Genomic DNA, 19,455 nt, shown 5'->3' on the forward strand with positions numbered 1-19,455 from the left:
TGATGAAATGTTGTTGTGGATCGGGACTACAACGGCGCTTGAGGAATATTTCCGCGAGCTTTACGAGATTCAGCTTTTTCTTTGACTTCATAGTCAAAGAAATACTACGCGAAACATATCTTTTCGTTATAGGTATTAGCACGCTGAAAGGATCGGTGAGTCTATGGAACAGACTTTGAAAGACGTCACGAAGAAACTCGCGGCTGTGGCTATGGGGCGAGAACCGGCCGAGACCGTCATCAAAAACACGCGGCTCGTCAACGTGAACACGAGGGAAATTCTGGAAAATACCGACATCGCGATCGCCGGCGGACGGATCGCTCTCATAGGGGACGCCTCTCACACCGTCGGGGAGGGCACAAAGACTATCGACGCGGCGGGAATGTACGCGACACCCGGCTTCATGGACGGGCACATGCATGTTGAAAGCAGTATGATGACCGTGCGTGAGTACGCTCGAGCGGTCATCCCCCACGGGACGACTGCCATCTTCCCTGACCCTCACGAGATCGCCAACGTCCTCGGTAGAGAAGGTGTGCGGTTTATGATGGACGACGCGCGCGCTACGCCGCTCCGCGTATTCACGATGATGCCCTCCTGCGTTCCAGCCGTCCCCGCCTTCGAGGACGCGGGCGCGGCAATCGGGCCGGACGACATCGCCGATTTCATGGAGATGGAGGGTATCTGTGGACTTGGCGAAATGATGAATTTTCCAGGTGTTCTGAATGGGGACGAGAACGTTCATAGAGAACTTTACGCCACACTCGCCAAAGACAAAACTATCACTGGGCACTACTCCATGCCGGAGACGGGGGCGGGCCTGAACGCCTACATCGCTTCGGGCATCCGCTGTTGCCACGAGTCTGTGCGGCGCGAGGACGCCCTGGCCAAGATGCGGCTCGGCATGGTCGCGCAAATTCGGGAGGGCTCGGCGTGGCGTGATGCGCAGGAGGTTTTAAAAGCCATCACCGAACACCGCGTCGATACCCGCCTTGCGACCCTTGTCAGCGACGACACCCACCCAGACACTCTGATTTCCCTCGGACACATGGATCACATCGTGCGGCGCGCCGTCGAGGAGGGGGTGGACCCGATCACCGCCGTCCAGATGGCCACGATCAACGTGGCCCAGTGCTATCGGCTGGATCGGGATCTTGGCAGTCTTTCGCCGGGAAAGCTGGCCGACATCCTCTTGATTTCCGACCTCGCTCGGATCGACGTCAAAAAGGTTTTTATCGGCGGCCAGTTGGTCTCCAAAGACCGACAGCTCTCGGTCGTCATTGAGAAAGCCGCGGTGCCTGCTTTTGTTCTGAACACCTGCCACCTGAAAAAGCCCCTCGCCGCGGAGGACTTCAAAATCGCGGTTCCGCGGGGCCGCACAGGGACCATCCGAACGCGAGTGATCGAGATTATAGAAGCGCGAGTCGGCACCTACGCGCGGGAGTATGACCTGGCGATTGAAGAGGGCTTCGTGCCCGCGGCCCCAGAGTGGGACATCGCGAAACTCGCCGTCGTCGAACGACACAAGGCGACGGGGACAATGGGAAAGGGCTTCGTGCAGGGTTTTCGTCTGAAATGCGGAGCCGTGGCCTCTACGGTGGCGCACGACGCTCACAACCTGATGATTGTCGGTATGAATGAGGCCGACATGACCCTGGCGGGCAACGCTTTGGCCGAGTGTGGTGGCGGCATGGCGGCCGTGAAGGACGGAAAAATTTTGGCGCTCTTGCCCTTGCCGATCGCGGGTCTGATGAGCGAGGAATCCGCGCCGGAGGTCGCCACGCGCGTGGTCAAGCTGGATGAGGCATGGAAGACGCTCGGTTGTGACTTGGTATCTCCCTTCATGACCATGGCGCTACTCCCTCTCGCGGTCCTACCAGAGCTACGCTTGACCAACCGTGGACTTATCGACACGGTTGCCTATAAATTTACGGACTTGTTTGTCGAGTAAACATTCAAACTCAGGGAGTAGAGCCCGGCGGAGGAGTATAATGGGGTTTAGTGGGCTAATTATTGGCGTCATCGCGTTTCTGATTATAGGGGTTTTTCATCCCATCGTCATCAAGGGAGAATATTATTTTACAGAGAAGATATGGCCGTTTTTTTTGTTGGTCGGAGTCGTGGTGCTCATCCTATCCTGTTTTGTCCGTCAAGCGATTCTGTCGTCCACTCTTGGCGTTCTCGGATGCGTCAGCCTCTGGTCGATTTTGGAACTGAAAGAACAGACAAAACGGGTTGAAAGGGGGTGGTTCCCTCGAAATTCGAGACGAAATTCCCAATAGAATGGAGAGGCTCTACGTACGATTAAAAGGCTCTACAATCGACTCCCGTGATATCCCCGCCATTAAAAGGCTCTACAATTAAAAAGCTCTACGATTAAAAGGCTCTACGGTAGGCCCATCTTTACAGGTTTTGCGTAGGTTTGGCAGAACGATTTCTAGATGCTTATGAGCAATCGGCAAAGTTTAGCAGGTTGCTCAGTCAAAATATTTATAAAAAAGTTCATTGTTTGACATAAAATACCATATAGTTTATTATTGAATAATAAATTCGGTATTTTATGAGGGGAGTAGTGGATCATGCCTGTGAACCTGAAAGGAAAAAGTTTTCTGACCCTCTTGGACTTTAGCCCGGAGGAGATTTTGTACCTTCTGGATCTTTCCGCCGACCTAAAAGCGAAGAAACGCGCTGGCATCAAAGGGACAGCTCTGGCGGGCAAGAACGTGGCCCTTTTGTTTGAAAAGGCCTCGACTCGTACCCGGAGCGCCTTTACCGTCGCCTGCGTCGACGAGGGAGCACACCCTGAGTTCTTGGGGAAAAACGACATTCACCTGGGCGGCAAAGAGGACATAAAGGACACGGCTCGGGTTTTGGGACGGATGTTCGATGGCATCGAGTTCCGCGGTTTCAAACAAAATACGGTGGAGGAGCTGGCGAAATGGGCGGGGGTTCCCGTCTGGAACGGCCTCACGGACGTGGACCATCCGACACAGGTTTTGGCGGATTTTCTCACTTTGCAGGAAAACTTCGGTAAACGGCTTGAAAAGCTTTCTCTCACCTATGTCGGGGACGGGCGCAACAACATGGCCAACGCGCTGATGATCGGCTGCGCCAAACTGGGGATCCACTTTACCATCGGTTCTCCCAAGGAGCTTTTCCCCGACCCCGCGTTGGTCGAGAAATGCAAGGGTGCGGCGGAGCGGAGTGGGGCCGTCCTCAAAACGGTCGAAGACCCGAGGGAATCCGTAAAGGGAGCCGACGCGATTTACACCGACGTGTGGGTCTCCATGGGCGAGGAGGACCAAAAGGAGGTTCGCGTCAAACTGCTCCAACCCTACCAGGTGAACTCCGAACTCATGAAGGCCACGGGAAAGACGTCCACGATCTTCCTGCACTGTCTGCCGGCGGTGAAAGGGTATGAGGTCACGGAAGAGGTTTTCGAGTCCGGAGCCTCCAAGGTCTTCGACGAAGCCGAAAACCGTATGCACACTATCAAGGCTGTTATGGTGGCCACGATGGGGGGGTGATATCATGAACGAAACACGGGTTTTTCGGTGTGCGGAGTGTTCTCACACGTTCACTCAGGATAGTCCTTCTCCGCGTTGTCCCGAGTGTCGGGGAAAGACGTTGATACTTCTCGAAGGACCCTCGCTGAAGGGCGCCAAAAACTGCGGAGGAAACTGCGGTGCTTGCGCTTGCGGCTGCCATTAGGCGCATTGGGCAAAATGAAGAGACGAAAGCATTGAGCAGGATACCGCTCACTATATTAGGAGGCCTCCTCTTAGGCGGCTTCCTATGTATGTGTTTAGCATGGGCGATAACTTGGAGGCGGAAGTCTTCTACAGGCTTGGCAATAAGAAACACTGAAGACAAATGTATTGTTGTGGTAATACCCATTCTCAAAGCTTGTAATTTTCCGGCACAGACGTTTCGATTTCTTTATTCATCTTATTCATCAAAGCGTTAATTTTCTTGTGGGTAAGTCTTGGTGTCAGACGGCGTCCTTTCAAATCATATAAATAATAATAGTAATAGGGACGCCATGTATGAACGAGAAAATATAAACCTCTAAAATATACCCATCTCCACTTAAAAGAGTGTATATCATCTATGTGATCATTTATTATGTCGATATTCCTACCCCCCCTCTATATATATTTATTATAATTCTACTTATAATATACTCGCGGTCTAAAACAATTGACCCTAAGAGTTTATGACGGCATTGCGTTGTCGAGAATTGTGCTATAATAAATATTGTAGAGAGTGGGTTGGTGCCCACTCTCTTTAATTTAATCCCTCCGCCTTCTTCCGACGTCACCGGGCGAGGAATTCCAGTGAAAATTCATACCGAGGGAGGTGTGGTTTTGGGAAAAGAGGAGCTGTCCCAGGCGATCGAGACGATCGTGACCGAGCTTGGTTACGAATGTGTGAACATCGCGCTGACGACGGAGGAGAGGCGTTTTGTTCTGCGTGTTCTGATCGATACCCTCGGAGAAATCAACGTTGGGGATTGCGAGAAAGTTTCAAAGGCGGTGAATCGCTACCTGGACGGCAAGGACGTCAGCGATGCGAAAGAATTGAGCGATAAGTACTATCTGGAGGTCAGCTCGCCGGGCTTGGAAAGACCGCTCTTTACCCCTGCCGACTACGAGCGATTCCGGGGAAGGGAGGCGCGAATCAAGACCCACAGGCTGGTTGAGGGGCGCAAAACCCACGTGGGATTCATTCAAGCGTCCGATGAGGCGTCCGTGACGTTGACGACGGAGGAGGGCACTCGAAACATCCCCTTCGGTGTCGTGGCGCGGGCTACGCTAGTTTTCAGGGGACTGGAACCTCAAAGCCCCAAAAAAACGGTTTCTTCCAATGCCTCCAAGCCGCGCGGGAAACAGAAAAAAGCAGAGAAGAGGAAATCGGAAACAATCAAAAAATATGAGGAGGAGCATTAAATGCAACTGGGACGCGACTTCTTACGTGCCTTGAACCAAATAACCCGGGAACGAGGTCTTTCCTCGGATTTAATAGCTTCGAGCCTCGTGGCCGCTCTCAATTCCGCGTATAAAAAATATCAGGGAGGAAATCCGGAGGTCGAGGTCGAGGTCGATTTCGAGAACGGCAATGTATCGGTGAACGAGCGGCGTACCGTGGTGGAAATGGTGACCTCGGAAGATACGGAGATCACCCCCACCGACGCCAAAAATCTGGGGTTCAAAGTGTCGGTGGGAGATGTCATCCGCATCGAAAAAAATCCCGAAGATTTCGGGCGTATCGCCGCCCAGACGGCGCGTCAAGTTATCATCCAGCGACTGAAGGACGCGGAACGGCAGGTCATTTACGAGGAATTCGCCGATAAAGTGGGCGAAATGATGACCGGCGTCGTTTTTAAGTCCGAGAACGACCAAGTACTCGTCCGCCTGAGCGAGCGGACGGAGGCCATTCTTCCGCGAGAGGAACGCATCGCCAAGGAAAGGTACAATCCGGGTGATCGGATGAAGTTCTTCGTGCTGAACGTGCGCCAGACTACACGGGGACCCCGCATCGTCGTTTCCCGTACCCACCCAGGGCTTTTGCGAAAACTCTTGGAACTTTGGGTTCCGGAGATTGTGGACGGCACCATTGAGATCAAGAACATCGTGCGTGAAGGCGGAACTCGGGCAAAAGTGGCGCTGATGACGTTGGACGGCAATGTGGACCCTGTTGGAGCTTGTGTAGGCATCGATGGCGAGCGCATCAAGAACATCAGCCGGGATCTGGCGGGCGAGAAAATCGACGTCACCGTCTGGCACAACGACCCGCTGATCTATATCCGCAACTCTCTTTCACCAGCAAAGGTTGCCAAGGTGGAACCCGTTTTGGACCAGGACCACGCGGTTCAGGTCTACGTCTACCCCGATCAACTGTCTTTGGCTATCGGGAAGGCAGGGCAGAACGTGCGGCTTTCCGCCCGCCTGACGGGTTGGAAGATCGACATCAACCCCATGGAAGTCGAGCGTATGCCCACACTGTCCGATATCTTCCACGACTTTGTCGAAGAGCAGCCGGGAAACGGGAGTAAATGAAATGACGCCTCCACGCCAACGACCTCGTACCTGCGTTGCGTGCAGAGAAGAATCGCCAAAGAGGGCGCTGATTCGCGTAGTGCGATCTCCCGCGGGGACCGTGGCCGTGGACGAGCGTGGCAAGCTGCCCGGCAGAGGCGCGTATATCTGCGCCCGCCGAGAGTGTCTCGACAAGGCGAAAAAAAACAAATCTCTCGCCCGCGCCTTGAAGACAGAGGTCTCCGGCGAACTCTACGACCAACTGGAGGAGTATATCGAAACTTACAAAGAAACGCACGGCACGGCGGACGTTCAAAGAGAGCTTCGATCCCTTTTAGGTTTGGCGCGACGCGCTGGTTTGCTTCATATCGGCATCGATAGTGTAAAATCTCAATGTGTGAAAGAACCTTTGCTGATCTTGACGGCCGCCGATTCCTCTGAAGCGGTGAAGGATATCGTTCGCAAACAGGTCGAGAGTTTAGAGTATCGGCACGTTCATGTTTGCGCTCCCCTGAACGTAGAGGCTTTTTCCGCGGCGATAGGGGCGGCGGGTGTACAGGTGATGGCTCTGCCGGTTCGAAACGGCCTGGCAGACAAGATAAAGATGTTGCTTCCCGATGGACGTGGGGCATGAAGATCGGGAATTGAGATTTGTAAACGAGAAGGGGGAGTCGCCCTTGAGTAAAATGAGAGTGTACGAACTCGCGAAAATCCTGGGCAAAAGTAACAAGGATCTGATGAAAATCCTAGAGGACCTGGGCGTCGGAGTCAAAACGCATATGAGCTCCATCGAGAACGACGTGGCGCAGTTGGTCGAGGACGCTCTCACGGAGGCGCCTCCGAAAAAAGAAGCGGATGTCGCCTCAGCGGCGAAAAAACAAATAGTGTTGGGAGAGAGTGTCACGATTAAAACGGTAGCGGAGAAAATCGGCGTTTCCAGCGCTGACGCGGTAAAGGCCCTGATGTCTTCCGGTATGATGGTCCCCGCGACCAATGATGTGGACGAGAAAATTTTGGAAGTATTGAGCAAATCCTTTGATGTGGAGTTCGAGCTGGCCGAAGGGTTTGCCGAAGCGACAAAACGTGACGACAGAACCTCCAGAAGAAGCGAGACCGGCGAACTAGCGAAACTCCGCAAAAAAGACGCGGCGGATGAACCGCAGGAGAAAGAGAATTTGACGCCCCGTCCACCGATCGTGACGGTCATGGGGCACGTGGACCACGGCAAGACGACCCTTTTGGATACGATACGGCACGCGAACGTCACGGCACACGAGGCCGGTGGTATCACTCAGCACTTAGGGGCCTACATCGTCGAACATGACAAAAAACCGATCGTTTTTCTGGACACCCCCGGCCATGAGGCCTTTACGGCCATGCGCGCTCGAGGAGCCAGCGTAACCGACATCGTCATCTTAGTGGTGGCGGCGGACGACGGCGTGATGCCCCAGACCAGAGAGGCCATTGATCACGTCAAGGCCGCGGGCGTCCCCATCGTGGTGGCCGTGAACAAGGCGGACAGGCCGAACGCCAAACCAGACAGGGTTCGCCAACAACTTTCTGACGTGGGACTGGTTCCAGAGGAATGGGGCGGCGACGTGGTAATGGTAGACGTTTCGGCCAAATTAGGAGACGGAATCGACCGCCTTCTGGAAATGGTGCTTCTCGTGGCGGAGATGCAAGAGCTGAAGGGGGATCCGAAGGCCTCTCCCCGAGGTGTCGTGATCGAGGCGGAACTGGATAAGGGCAAAGGTCCAGTCGCCACGGTGATCGTCCAACAGGGAACCTTGAAACGCGGAGATGTACTTCTTTTCGACTCGGCTTGGGGAAAGACGCGGGCGCTGATCGACGCATCCGGCAAAAACGTGAATGAGGCAGGACCCAGCATCCCCGTCGAGGTTCTGGGTTTGATCGAAGTTCCGCAGCCCGGCGAAACCTTTATGGTGGTGTCTTCCGAACGGGAGGCCCGTAACGCCTTTTCTGATACCCGATCTCTCCAGCGCGACGCGGGAACTCCTGTGAGAAAGGCGTCTCTGGAAGACCTTTATTCCCAGATGAAAGAAGGACAAGTGCCTCAGCTCAATCTGCTGGTAAAGTGCGACGTCCAGGGATCCGTGGAGGCTCTTTGCGCGTCCCTGGAAAAAATGGCCACCGACGAAGTAGGGGTGACCATCGTTCATAAGGGTGTGGGACGTATCGCGGAGTCAGACGTGATGCTGGCAGCTGCCTCGAACGCCGTGATTGTCGGTTTCAACGTCCGCCCGGACGCTAACGCCAAAAGAATCGCCGAGGCCGATGGTGTCGAGATCCGCCTCTACAACGTCATCTACGACGTCATCGATGAAGTGAAATCCGCTATGGAAGGGCTTTTGAAACCCACGTTGCGGGAGCAGCGTCAGGGCGAGGTGGAGGTGCGCGAGGTCTTCAAGATCCCGAAGGCGGGCAAGATCGCAGGGTGTCATGTCACGCAGGGTTTGGTGCGCCGCTCCTCCCGAATACGAGTCGTGCGGGCGGGAATCGTCATCTGGGACGGGAACATCTCCACTCTCCGGCATTTCAAGGATGAGGCGCGAGAGGTCAAGGCTGGGTTCGACTGCGGAATCGCTCTGGCCGGGTTTCAAGACTTCGAGGAGGGCGATATTCTGGAACCCTACGAGATCATCGAGGAGAAACGGACTCTTTGATTTTGTGTAAATTTGATTTTGTGTAAAAATTTATTTGGAATTTTAATTTACATGTTACCCCTCGGCAAGAGGTGAACAAAAAATATGGGGACATTTCGTATGGCCAGGATTAACAAGCAGCTCCAGCGCGAAATATCGCTTCTGCTGGAGCAGCGCGTAAAGAACGACATGGCGAGAAACGCCGTTATAACCGGAGTAGAGTGTGCCCGTGATCTGGAGTTCGCGCGAGTGTACTTCACGACAATAAACTCCGCTAACCGTGAATCTGTGCTGACCGAGCTGCGCAAATTGAAGGGCGCTTTGCGTTCCATGTTGGGGCAGGTTTTGGAGCTACGTCATATCCCGGCACTTGAATTTATGATCGACCAATCGCTGGACTACGGAGAGCGAATCGACGGCATCCTCCACAAATTGGGGTTGGATTCCGTCAAAAACGACGAGGAATCCTGAAGTAGAAAATAGAGATGGCGAAGATCAATTGTAAAACGAAGGACAAAGAGAAAACGATAGAGAAAACGATAGAGAAAACGACGGAGCCCAGAAGCGACCTGCCGGTTTCCGCGAAGTTGTTGGCGGAAGTGGCTCGAACTCTGGAAAACGCTTCGGCGTGGAGCCTTTTTTCGCACATGAAATTGGATGGGGATGCCTTAGGTACGGCGACGGCCCTCTTCGAGGCCGGAGTGCTCCAGGGTAAAACCATACGCTGGATAGGTCCCGATCCCGTGCCTCCCTCTTACCGCTTTTTGCCCCATGTGGAAGAATACGTAACCCAAAAGGAATATCGTTTTGACGAAAAAGATCGTCTATACGTTTTTCTGGATTCGGCCAATGAGGATAGAGGGACAAGGGGTCTCCGAGACCGGTCTCCTAGCACGTTCATCTTGAATATTGATCATCACGAGGACAATTCCAGGTTTGGCACGTTGAACTGCGTGGAACCCAAAGCCTCCTCCACATCGGAACTGTTGTGGCACGTCATGAAGGCGGGGGGCTGGACCATCACACCCCACATCGCTGAATGCCTTTACACGGGCATTGTCGCCGACACGGGAAACTTTGTGTTCAGCAACACCACCTCCACGACGCACCAGGTAACCGCGGATCTCCTGAGACGCGGAGTGGACCCCGCCAGAATAGACGCTTTCCTGCGTCAGACTCGCTCGCTGGAGGGGATGCACCTTTGGGGCGTGGCCCTGGGGCGCATCTGCCGCTGGGGAGAGAAAAATCAGTTTGCCATGTCCTGGTTGACGCAAGAAGATTTCCGTTTGACGAAAGCCAACGCTTCTGACACGGAGATGTTGGTCAGCCAGTTACTCCTCATCCGAGATGTTCGTTTCGCCGTTTTGCTCACGGAAGAAGAGCGCGAGGTCAAAGCGAGCTTCCGATCGAGAGCGGAATCCGTCGCCGCGTCTACTGTCGCCCGCGCCCTGGGCGGAGGAGGACATCCTCGCGCGTCGGGGGCGCAATTACCTCCGCCGCTGGACCAAGCCATCCGATCCGTCCGAGAAACCGTGGAGGCCGCCTATGCCGAATGGGCTTCTTCTGGTCGATAAACCAGTGGGAACCCGAAGCGCCGAGTGTGTCTCCCGCGTCAAATGCCTCCTAGGCAAGGACGTGAAGGTGGGACATGCTGGGACCCTGGATTCGACCGCGTCGGGACTTTTGTTGTTACTTCTTGGAAAGGCGACACGCCTGTCGGACTACGTGATGAAACTCCCCAAAAAATACGAGGCGTCGGCTCGGCTGGGGGTCTCTACTGATACGTGCGACGCCTCCGGACAGGTTATTTTTCGCGGGGACGCGTCGCGGATGGATGAGCGCGCCCTTGATCGGGTTCTCTGCTCCTTCTGGGGCACGCGTATGCAACGCCCTCCTGAGATATCGGCTTTGAAAGTAAACGGAAAGGCGTCTCACAAAATGGCGAGACGAGGCGAGGTGCCGGACCTGACCCCGCGCCCTGTCTCCATCACTGCCGCGGCTCGGAGTTCTTCCCTATTGGGCGGACGGGTCACGATCTCCGTGTTTTGTGGCAAGGGAACCTACATCCGCGGCATCGTTCGCGACATGGGTACGGCCTTGGGCTGCGGCGCCCACGTGGAAGCGCTGCGCCGTTTGTCGATAGGAGCCTTTCATGTTTCCGACGCCTATGCTTTGGAAGAATTGGAAGAATTGGGAAACTTGAAAAATTTGATAAATTTGAGGGAATTAGGGAGGCCGTTTCACCGCATCGTCTTGACAAAAGACGCTGAACGCCGTCTTTTGAATGGCCTTTGTGTACCCTTAGCGGACGCTGGGCGCTATTTTCCCGGAACAATAGGACTGGGCAAGGGATTGTGCGTCGAGGGCGAAAGAATGATCGGATTCGCCAGAATGACACGAAGCTCCGAAAAAGGGCCTGTTCTTCTGAAGTCCGAAGCCAATATTGTAGACGTGGAGTCCTGAAGATTATGCGCGAACATAAGGGCAACGAGAAATGATTGCCGCGCTGGGAGCTTTCGATGGGTTTCACCGAGGGCACGCGCTCCTTTTCGAGCGGGCAAAGATTTTGGCTTTCCCTCTGAATTTGGAGTGGGGAGCGATTACTTTCGATCCACATCCGGGGCTTTTTATGAGGGCGATTTCCGGGGTTCTCTTCACTTCGCGGGAAAGAGAGCTGATCCGGCTTTTTCTGGAGATTCCTCGGCTGGTCAGCCTCAAATTCGACGAGGAGCTGGCGCGTTTTTCCCCCGATCTTTTCTGGGAATATCTGCGGGAGAAGGTGGTGATCGAGGGGATCGTTGTAGGACAAGATTTCCGCTTCGGCTACCGCCGCACCGGAGATGTGGCACTATTGGAGCGATACTGCCGCGAAGGAGATATTCCCTTTCTGTCGGTGGACATTCTGGAGTATTTGGGGAGCAAAATATCCAGTTCGGTCATTCGGGGACAGGTAGTGTCCGGGCAATGCGAACTCGCCATCAGCAATCTAGGCTATCCCTATTTTCTCTGGTCAGAAGTTGTTCACGGCCTAGGGCGAGGTAGAGAGCTGGGATTTCCCACGGCGAATCTGAGCGTTCCTTCTTTCAAACTTCTTCCCGCTGACGGAGTGTACGCCGTCGCCGTGCTCGTTAAAGGCAAGTGGAAGGCGGGGGCTCTGTCCATCGGTAAAAACCCCACCTTTACAGATATTTCCGACATTCGGGTAGAGGTCTTCATTTTGGACTACGAAGGAGACCTCTACGATGAAAGTCTGCCCGTCTTCTTTCTCTCACGTTTGCGTCCCCAGGTGCCTTTCAAAGACGTGGACCAGCTCGTCATGCAAATCGACGCGGACTCCAGGCGGGCGCGGACCGTGTTCCGGCACAGCTTTGCGCAGCACACGGAATGGTACGCCGGGTTCTTGATCGCTTACGTCGAACTTCTGAGCAAGCTGGGCTGCGAGATCCCGAAGGACTGAAGTGAATGATTGTAAATGACTTGTTTTTAGCTATTCTAACTTTAGGCCTTTTACTTTAATTTATATAAGGGGGCCATTGTTTGTTTTTCATCGACACACATTGCCACATCAATTCCGATCAATTGAGAGCGGATGGTGCTTCTTTCGTTGGACGTGCGGGGGAGGCCGGGGTGGCGCATATCCTAGTGGCGGGTTCCGACCTGGCGACCAGTCTAGAGGCGGTGGAACTGGCCCATACTTATGAACTCCAAGGCGTCTACGCGGCTGTGGGTGTACATCCCCACGACGCGAAAACCGTGGAGGGCGGACTGCCGGAAGAGCTTCTGAACCTCGCGCGAGATTCCCGAGTTGTCGCCATCGGGGAGACGGGACTCGATTATTACTACGATCACTCGCCCCGCAACGTACAGCAAAGCGTCTTCCTCATGCACCTGAAGTGGGCGGCGGAGATAAACAAACCCCTGGTCCTTCACGTCCGGGACGCGATGCCCGACATTCTGGAGCTGTTGGGGGGGGGAAATTCTTCCTTATCTTCAAAAATACCGCTGATCTTCCACTGTTACGCAGGGGGACTCGAATACCTGAGTGCCATGAGGGATCTAGACGCGTACCTGTCCTTGGGAGGGCCCGTCACCTGGCCAAAAAACGACGCACTCCGGTTGGTGGCCGCCCGTATTCCCGAAAATCGTCTGCTTTGCGAGACGGATTCTCCCTGGCTGACGCCCAAACCCCACAGAGGCAAGCTCAACGAACCAGCCTACGTTCGTCTTGTTTACGAGGAAATCGCGAAGGCCAGGGATCTTTCCGTCGAACGCCTGGCTCGGATCGTCGACGAAAACGCCGCGCGCCTCTTCGGCTGGGGAATCCTTCACGAATCTAAAACTGAATCGAACGCGCCGGTAGCGCAAAACCATGTTCGAGTTTAAGATTATCGCCCGTTGTAACGAGACCGGCGCCAGGGCTGGAGAATTCGTGACGCCCCACGGGGTGGTGAAAACCCCCGTGTTCATGCCCGTGGGAACTCAGGCGACAGTGAAGGCCATGACTCCCCGAGAACTCGAAGAAATTGAGGCCCAGATTATTTTGGGTAACACCTACCACCTTTACTTGCGCCCCGGCGCAGAGGTCGTGGCTCAGGCGGGGGGACTACACCGTTTCATGGGCTGGAATCGCCCGATCCTCACGGACAGCGGGGGATTCCAGGTTTTTTCCCTGGCGCGGCTCAATAAAGTCACCGACAAAGAGGTGTTATGCCAGTCTCATGTCGACGGGTCATTTCACGCCATGTCTCCTGAATGGGCCATGAAAGTTCAGCGGTTGCTGGGCAGCGACATCGCCATGTGCTTCGACCAGTGTATCCCGTACCCCTCTGAGCAGCAGGAGGCGGAGAAAGCCCTCGAACGGACGACTCTCTGGGCTCGGCGCTCGAAGGAGGCTCACCTCCAAGAGGCGAGCCTTCAGGGAGCTAACGTCACTCAGGCTTTGTTCGGTATTGTCCAAGGTTCCACATTCGACGATCTCCGACTGCGCTCGGCCCAGGAACTTGCTGAAATTGACTTCCCCGGTTATGGAATCGGCGGCCTCTCGGTAGGAGAGCCTCACGAGGACATGTACCGCATTCTAGATCTGCTGAACCCCGCTCTGCCGAAGGACAAACCCCGCTACCTGATGGGGGTGGGTTACCCTCCCAACATCGTAGAGGCCATCGCCAGGGGCATCGATATGTTCGACTGCGTGTTGCCCACCCGCAATGGTCGCAACGGAACACTCTTCACCTCATTTGGACGTGTGAACATCAAGGGGCAAAAATACGAGCGAGACTTCTCCCCGGTGGACCCCGCCTGCGACTGCTATTTGTGCCGCGCCTTCACCCGGGCCTATCTGCGTCACCTGTACCAAGCGGGGGAAATCCTGGCGGCGCGGCTCTGCACCTGGCACAACCTGCGTTTTACGATACGCCTGGCTCGGGAGGCTCGAGAGGCCATCCTGAAAGGCGAATATCCCCGTTTTCTGGCTCGTTTCCGGGAAAGTTTTCGAGATTCGAGACCTGATGCCCAAAATGGGGACGCAGGAGGTGAATGATTGATGCCGCGACGGATGTCTCGACTTGAGGTGGACCGCTGGAACCCGGACTCGAAACCGATTGCTAAGGCGGCGTCGATTTTGAGGAACGGGGGATTGGTGGCGTTCCCGACGGAAACCGTTTATGGTCTGGGGGCGGACGGATTGAACCCGGAAGCGGTCCAGGAGATTTTCCGAGCCAAAGGGCGCCCTGCGGACAATCCACTGATTTTGCATCTGAGTGACTATAGGGAAGCGGAGCGATTGGCGAGGGTCGATGAGCGCACGAGGGCCATCATGGCCGCTTTCTGGCCCGGCCCATTGACTTTAGTACTCCCCGCGAGCCCTGTTGTCCCCCAAGAGGTAACCGGTGGGCTTTCCACCGTGGCCTTGCGTGTTCCCGACCACCCTGTGGCCTTAGCGCTGATCCGGGCGGCGGGTTGCCCCGTGGCTGGGCCCAGCGCGAATCGCAGCGGTCGCCCTAGTCCTACGGACGCTGAGGCGGTGGCGGCCGATCTGGGCGACCGGATCGACCTTCTGCTAGACGCGGGCGAGACGGACGTAGGGCTGGAGTCGACAGTGGTGGATTTGACGGGACGGGAAGTTCTTCTGTTGCGGCCCGGAGGAACGCCGGTGGAAAGGCTAGAGGCGTTTTTCGAGGAACCTCTGGGGATTCCAGACGGAGACGCGAAAAGACACTCGCCGGGGACGCGTTATAGGCATTACGCCCCAACCGTGCCGGTACACATCTGGATACCCGGAGAAGAACTCCCACGGTCCATCGCCTCCTCTGCGTCGGGTTTTATGGGTATGACGCCACCACCGGCCCACTTCGCTCAAACAATTCTCTTCGATTCTGAGGAAAGCTACGCCAGGGGAATGTTCGCGAGCTTCAGGCGTTTCGAGGCGGCGGGACTCCGCTATATCGTCGTCGAATGGCCAAGGCCGGAGGGGTTGGGACTTGCTCTACGGGATCGTATCCGCAGAGCGGCGCTCGCCGAACGAGCTCTGCCCCCCTGAGCTTGAATGTTTACGATAAAGCGATAAGAAAGCCAACGGCTTCAGTCGTTGGATGAGAGTTGGATGAGATTGAATGAGATTGAATAAGATTGAATGAGAATCGTAACGCCGCCGTTGGCGGCGTTTGTTTTGTATTTGGTTTCTTGCCATATGTCTACTTTCATGTTAAACTCCGTTTATGGCTTATCAACGATGGATTCATTCGAACACATCTGTGTTCAATATTGGTTATCATCTTATCTGGTGTCCAAAATATCGGCGCAAGGTGCTTGTTGGTGATGTAGAAATACGACTTAAAGAACTTTTATACGAGAAAGCTGATGAGATCGATGTTCAGATTGCGAAGCTTGAGATCATGCCGAATCACATTCACGCCTTTGTCCCTTTGTCAAAATGCGGCCTATAAACGCTCCTCACTATATTGTCCGACAGCTCAAGGGCTATACCGCAAGAGTATTGCGCTTGGAATTTCCTCATCTCCTGAAAATGCCTTTCTTGTGGACACATTCGTACTACTATGAATCTATGGGGCATATTTCAGAGAAAACTATCATGAGGTTTGAACAAAGCAATAAATTTGTATAAAATAGCATCAAAGGGTGTGTATTTGGGAGGTTGATTTGTTGCGAAACGCGTGTAAACTATGCCTTTTGCCATTGCTGTCGATTCTATTCTTCGCGGGTTACGTGGAAGCGAGAGATATTTACGTGCGCCTAGCGGATGGTCCTTCAAGTGTTTCCTTGTCCTCGGATGGCACGATAACCCTTCTCGACGCTGGAAAGAAAAACTTTGGTTTGGGGAAGACGGCGGTGTTGACGCGCTCCGGCGGGTTCGCGCTGGTAGGAAAAAACAAATTTTCTCTTCCTCTGCAGATCTCCAGTTCGGGGCTTTTGGGCTTCAAGGGTAGAAAATACAGAGGTAAATTTCTCCTCACTAAAGAATTTGTTCTAATCAATATCCTGGATGTGGAAGATTACATCCGAGGCGTTTTGCCCGCGGAGGCCATCCCTGGATGGCCCATAGAATATTTGAAGGTTCAGGCGATCATTTCCCGCACCTATGGGTTGCGCCAAAGCCTGAATCGTTCCGTTCGCGGTTACGATGTCGCCGATAACACTTCTGACCAGGTTTACAAAGGGGCTGGTGTAGAAACGACCTTCACCAATCAAGCGATTAAGGAAACCGAAGGTGAAGTTTTGGCCTATGGCGGTAATCTGGCCTTTACCCCTTATCATTCCGACAGCGGTGGGCACACGGCCACGAACGCCCACGTGTGGGGAAAAGATATCCCCTACTTGAGAGGAGTGAAAGAACTTGTAGTTTATCAATCCCCCAATACTAACTGGACTGCCAAGATTTCCGGTTCCCAGGTGCAGGCGGCCTTGGCCAAAGTAGGCGGTAACATAGGAAGGGTCAAAGAAATTCAGGTGTCAGAGATGGATTCAGGCGGTCGCGCCACAAACTTGACGTTTATAGGAAGCGGGGGGTCCTCGACGATAAAGTCTAGTCAGTTCCGAACAGTTATAGGACCCAATCTCTTGAAGAGCACCATGCTGACAAACGGTGTTCCTCTACCGAAGACGCTCCAGGGGACAAAGACACCTAACACCCCCGCGAAGAACGACGCTCTGCTCGGAGCGCCGGTTCCGACCTCGAATCTTTCCATGTCCGAAACCGAGGAGCTTCGCCTGATACTCATGACCTCGGAAGGGGTTTTCACCTCAACTGAACTGATGGATATGTTACTGAAGCCCGAAAAACGCAAAGAGTACCTTTATATAGGAATAGAAAGAAGCGGCTCGGAGAAAAAAAAGGAACCCCCAAAAACCCCTTTACCGAAGTCCTTGCCATCGGCCTCGATGCCCACTCTTCGTTCCGGGGGATCCATCTCTGAGGAAAATGGGTATTTCGTTTTTCAAGGCAGAGGATGGGGACATGGGGTGGGGCTTTCTCAATGGGGGGCTCAGGCCCTGGCGAGAGAGGGTTGGACGGCCAGGCGTATTCTCGAACACTATTATCCGGGAACCGCGGTTAAACGTTTCCAATGATTCCGAGTCTTTACACCCTCGACGCCTATGACTATGAATTGCCGGAGTCCCAAATCGCCCAGATGCCGGCAATGCCTAGGGATTCCGCTCGACTTTTGATCTGGAGCGTGACAGGGGACCAGGTGGAGCACCGCGTGTTTCGAGACATTCCAGACTATTTGAAAGACGGAGACCTTTTGGTGTTAAATGATACCCGCGTGCTGCCCGCGCGGCTGTGGGGCAACAAAAACGGCAGTGGCGGCAAGGTGGAAATTCTGTTGCTCCGGCCGATAGAACCGAATTATTGTGTTTGGAAAGCGCTGCTTCGGCCGGCCCGGAAGCTATCTGTTGGTTCCGAGGTGCGGGTAGGTGATCATGTTCTTACCATTGAAGACAGAGAAGACGAGGGCATAGGGCTTGTGAGAGTTGGAAAAAACAAAGAAGACGTGCTCGCTTTTTTGAAGACTCATGGTCAGACGCCTTTGCCGCCTTATATCAAATATATCGACCGGACGGATTTTTCGCGTTTGCGGGACGCGTATCAAACTGTTTTCGCCTTGAACGACGGTTCCGTGGCGGCCCCCACCGCGAGTTTGCACTTTACGGAAGAGCTTTTGAAGCGGATAGCGGATCGGGGAGTAGAACTCGCGTGGGTGACGTTGCACGTGGGGCTGGGGACCTTCCGCCCGGTGAAGATTCAGGATATACGGGAACATCGGATTCATAACGAATACTGCGAGGTTCCCCAGGCTACAGAAGAGGCTGTGACGCGATGTCGTTTGAGGCACGGGCGAGTCGTGGCCGCGGGAACCACCGTCGCCAGGACCCTGGAGTCCGCGGCCACGGAAAATGGGGCGATTCAGGGGGGGGTTCGGCGAGGCGCCATGGAAACAGAGCTATTTATCTATCCAGGCTTCGATTACAAAGTGGTGGACGCGATGATTACGAATTTTCATTTACCTAAGAGTTCTCTTCTCATGTTGGTGGCTGCCTTTGTGAACAGTCTTACTGGTGGCGACCGGGAAATGACGGCCTTGGCGACTCTCCAAAAAACCTATTCTCTTGCCATCAACGAAGGCTATAGGTTTTTCTCGTTCGGAGACGCGATGTTTATAAAAAAATGACGGTGAAAATGAAGAAAAGATTGCTGATTCTGCTCCTGACACTTTTTTTACTAGGGGTAGGAGTGGGTACGACGGCGTTTTTTATGAAATACCCCCACGAGTTTTGGGATCAGATATTGCCCTTACCTCAGGCAGAGATGGCCGTCGTCGTTTTGAGACCGGGCATAAACGCTCGCCAATGTGCTCTGGCTTTTTATGAACAGGGAGCGCTGACGCAGTCGCCCGTCTTGTTGGCGCGTTGGATGGCGAGGCTGGGAATTGACCGTAAGATCCGCCCCGGCCAGTATCGTGTTTATCGAGCGGGCGCTTGGGATCTGGCCAGGCAGCTTCTGGAGGTGCAGCCTATATCTTCCAGTCTTACAATCGTGCCAGGAATGGATGTTTTCTCTTTGCGAGAGCTTTTCGGAGAAGGCTCCTCCCCGAATTTTCTGAATGTGAGCACAGACATTCTCCGCGAGGCCCTCCTGGACGATGCGCATTATCCTGAACCGATGCGGGATCTTCTGATCACCAGAGAGGAATTACGTATGGCTTTCTTGTTGCCGGAAACGTATTTTGTCGTGGAGGAATCTCCAGAGGAGCTGATCCGGATCGCCAGCCGTGAGTGGTGGAGTCGATTCGGGGAAAGAGTGGTCTCCATGACGTCGAAGGATTTAGGAAGGATCGCGACGGTGGCCTCTATTATTCAGCGGGAAGCTTTGCGGGATGAAGAAAGGGCGGTCATTGCGGGAGTTGTTGAGAATAGACTCAAAAAGGATATGTTGTTGCAAATTGACGCTACGGTCATCTACTCTTGGAAGCTCAAGGGGAAAAAACTGACGCGTGTCTTCAACAAAGATTTGGCGGTGGATTCACCGTATAATACTTACGTTTCGCCAGGTCTTCCGCCGACGCCCATATGTATTCCCTCTACCGAGTCGTGGGAAGCCGCTTTGGCTCCAGAGCGAAACCTCTATTATTATTACGTCGCGCGCAAAAACGGGTATCACTATTTTGCCCAGACCTATGAAGAACACCGCCGCAACATAAAAAAAGCGAGGACGGAATAGGAGGTTTACGGAATAG

The 19,455-nt window shown here is 54.1% G+C and carries 16 protein-coding genes and 2 pseudogenes; all 18 read left to right on the forward strand.

Going from position 1 to position 19,455, the window contains the following annotated elements:
- Positions 1 to 163: 163 nt before the first annotated feature.
- Positions 164 to 1,951, forward strand: a complete 1,788-nt coding sequence (gene ade, locus LBJ36_07375; GenBank protein ID MDR1378859.1) for an adenine deaminase — start codon at positions 164 to 166, stop codon at positions 1,949 to 1,951.
- A 40-nt stretch (positions 1,952 to 1,991) separates the two neighbouring features.
- Positions 1,992 to 2,282, forward strand: a complete 291-nt coding sequence (locus LBJ36_07380) for a DUF4491 family protein (protein MDR1378860.1) — start codon at positions 1,992 to 1,994, stop codon at positions 2,280 to 2,282.
- Between the two features lie 297 nt (positions 2,283 to 2,579).
- Positions 2,580 to 3,527 (forward strand): ornithine carbamoyltransferase, encoded by a 948-nt coding sequence (gene argF, locus LBJ36_07385; protein ID MDR1378861.1) that lies wholly within the window; start codon positions 2,580 to 2,582, stop codon positions 3,525 to 3,527.
- Between the two features lie 810 nt (positions 3,528 to 4,337).
- Entirely contained in the window at positions 4,338 to 4,949 is a 612-nt protein-coding gene (locus tag LBJ36_07390; protein ID MDR1378862.1) for a ribosome maturation factor RimP, read from the forward strand.
- Complete coding sequence (nusA, locus tag LBJ36_07395; protein MDR1378863.1) at positions 4,950 to 6,059, forward strand: transcription termination factor NusA; 1,110 nt, start codon at positions 4,950 to 4,952, stop codon at positions 6,057 to 6,059.
- A gap of 1 nt (position 6,060) precedes the next feature.
- Positions 6,061 to 6,303, forward strand: a pseudogene (locus tag LBJ36_07400) (YlxR family protein).
- Positions 6,304 to 6,724: 421 nt separating this feature from the next.
- Positions 6,725 to 8,722, forward strand: coding sequence for a translation initiation factor IF-2 (gene infB, locus LBJ36_07405; protein MDR1378864.1), 1,998 nt, complete (start codon positions 6,725 to 6,727; stop codon positions 8,720 to 8,722).
- 84 nt (positions 8,723 to 8,806) lie between these two features.
- Positions 8,807 to 9,172 (forward strand): 30S ribosome-binding factor RbfA, encoded by a 366-nt coding sequence (gene rbfA / locus LBJ36_07410; protein MDR1378865.1) that lies wholly within the window; start codon positions 8,807 to 8,809, stop codon positions 9,170 to 9,172.
- 14 nt (positions 9,173 to 9,186) lie between these two features.
- Positions 9,187 to 10,275, forward strand: a complete 1,089-nt coding sequence (locus tag LBJ36_07415; protein MDR1378866.1) for a DHH family phosphoesterase — start codon at positions 9,187 to 9,189, stop codon at positions 10,273 to 10,275.
- Positions 10,247 to 11,164: a tRNA pseudouridine(55) synthase TruB gene (gene truB / locus LBJ36_07420; GenBank protein ID MDR1378867.1), complete on the forward strand. Its 918-nt coding sequence runs from the start codon at positions 10,247 to 10,249 to the stop codon at positions 11,162 to 11,164. Before LBJ36_07415 ends, truB begins: the two co-directional genes overlap by 29 nt.
- A 31-nt stretch (positions 11,165 to 11,195) precedes the next feature.
- Positions 11,196 to 12,158: a riboflavin biosynthesis protein RibF gene (ribF, locus tag LBJ36_07425; GenBank protein MDR1378868.1), complete on the forward strand. Its 963-nt coding sequence runs from the start codon at positions 11,196 to 11,198 to the stop codon at positions 12,156 to 12,158.
- 80 nt (positions 12,159 to 12,238) lie between these two features.
- Positions 12,239 to 13,084, forward strand: coding sequence for a TatD family hydrolase (locus LBJ36_07430; protein MDR1378869.1), 846 nt, complete (start codon positions 12,239 to 12,241; stop codon positions 13,082 to 13,084).
- Positions 13,071 to 14,240 carry a tRNA guanosine(34) transglycosylase Tgt gene (tgt, locus tag LBJ36_07435; GenBank protein ID MDR1378870.1) on the forward strand — a complete coding sequence of 390 codons (1,170 nt, stop codon included), beginning with the start codon at positions 13,071 to 13,073 and terminating at the stop codon, positions 14,238 to 14,240. Before LBJ36_07430 ends, tgt begins: the two co-directional genes overlap by 14 nt.
- A gap of 3 nt (positions 14,241 to 14,243) precedes the next feature.
- Positions 14,244 to 15,239: a threonylcarbamoyl-AMP synthase gene (locus LBJ36_07440; protein MDR1378871.1), complete on the forward strand. Its 996-nt coding sequence runs from the start codon at positions 14,244 to 14,246 to the stop codon at positions 15,237 to 15,239.
- 178 nt (positions 15,240 to 15,417) lie between these two features.
- Positions 15,418 to 15,824: pseudogene (tnpA, locus tag LBJ36_07445) on the forward strand (IS200/IS605 family transposase).
- A gap of 38 nt (positions 15,825 to 15,862) precedes the next feature.
- A complete protein-coding gene (locus LBJ36_07450) occupies positions 15,863 to 17,287 on the forward strand; it encodes a SpoIID/LytB domain-containing protein (GenBank protein MDR1378872.1) in 1,425 nt (474 codons plus the stop codon).
- Positions 17,284 to 18,390 (forward strand): tRNA preQ1(34) S-adenosylmethionine ribosyltransferase-isomerase QueA, encoded by a 1,107-nt coding sequence (gene queA / locus LBJ36_07455; protein ID MDR1378873.1) that lies wholly within the window; start codon positions 17,284 to 17,286, stop codon positions 18,388 to 18,390. Before LBJ36_07450 ends, queA begins: the two co-directional genes overlap by 4 nt.
- A gap of 8 nt (positions 18,391 to 18,398) precedes the next feature.
- Entirely contained in the window at positions 18,399 to 19,439 is a 1,041-nt protein-coding gene (mltG, locus tag LBJ36_07460) for an endolytic transglycosylase MltG (GenBank protein MDR1378874.1), read from the forward strand.
- Positions 19,440 to 19,455: the final 16 nt, after the last annotated feature.

The sequence above is a fragment of the Synergistaceae bacterium genome, assembly GCA_031267575.1.
Taxonomy (GTDB): Bacteria; Synergistota; Synergistia; order Synergistales; family Aminobacteriaceae; genus JAIRYN01.

Coding starts and splice junctions, on each gene's coding strand:
- tgt (MDR1378870.1), top strand. CDS start 13,071: ATGTTCGAGTTTAAGATTATCGCCCGTTGTAACGAGACCGGCGCCAGG.
- truB (MDR1378867.1), top strand. CDS start 10,247: ATGCCGAATGGGCTTCTTCTGGTCGATAAACCAGTGGGAACCCGAAGC.
- LBJ36_07415 (MDR1378866.1), top strand. CDS start 9,187: ATGGCGAAGATCAATTGTAAAACGAAGGACAAAGAGAAAACGATAGAG.
- ade (MDR1378859.1), top strand. CDS start 164: ATGGAACAGACTTTGAAAGACGTCACGAAGAAACTCGCGGCTGTGGCT.
- argF (MDR1378861.1), top strand. CDS start 2,580: ATGCCTGTGAACCTGAAAGGAAAAAGTTTTCTGACCCTCTTGGACTTT.
- LBJ36_07380 (MDR1378860.1), top strand. CDS start 1,992: ATGGGGTTTAGTGGGCTAATTATTGGCGTCATCGCGTTTCTGATTATA.
- infB (MDR1378864.1), top strand. CDS start 6,725: ATGAGAGTGTACGAACTCGCGAAAATCCTGGGCAAAAGTAACAAGGAT.
- ribF (MDR1378868.1), top strand. CDS start 11,196: ATGATTGCCGCGCTGGGAGCTTTCGATGGGTTTCACCGAGGGCACGCG.
- nusA (MDR1378863.1), top strand. CDS start 4,950: ATGCAACTGGGACGCGACTTCTTACGTGCCTTGAACCAAATAACCCGG.
- queA (MDR1378873.1), top strand. CDS start 17,284: ATGATTCCGAGTCTTTACACCCTCGACGCCTATGACTATGAATTGCCG.
- mltG (MDR1378874.1), top strand. CDS start 18,399: ATGAAGAAAAGATTGCTGATTCTGCTCCTGACACTTTTTTTACTAGGG.
- rbfA (MDR1378865.1), top strand. CDS start 8,807: ATGGGGACATTTCGTATGGCCAGGATTAACAAGCAGCTCCAGCGCGAA.
- LBJ36_07440 (MDR1378871.1), top strand. CDS start 14,244: ATGCCGCGACGGATGTCTCGACTTGAGGTGGACCGCTGGAACCCGGAC.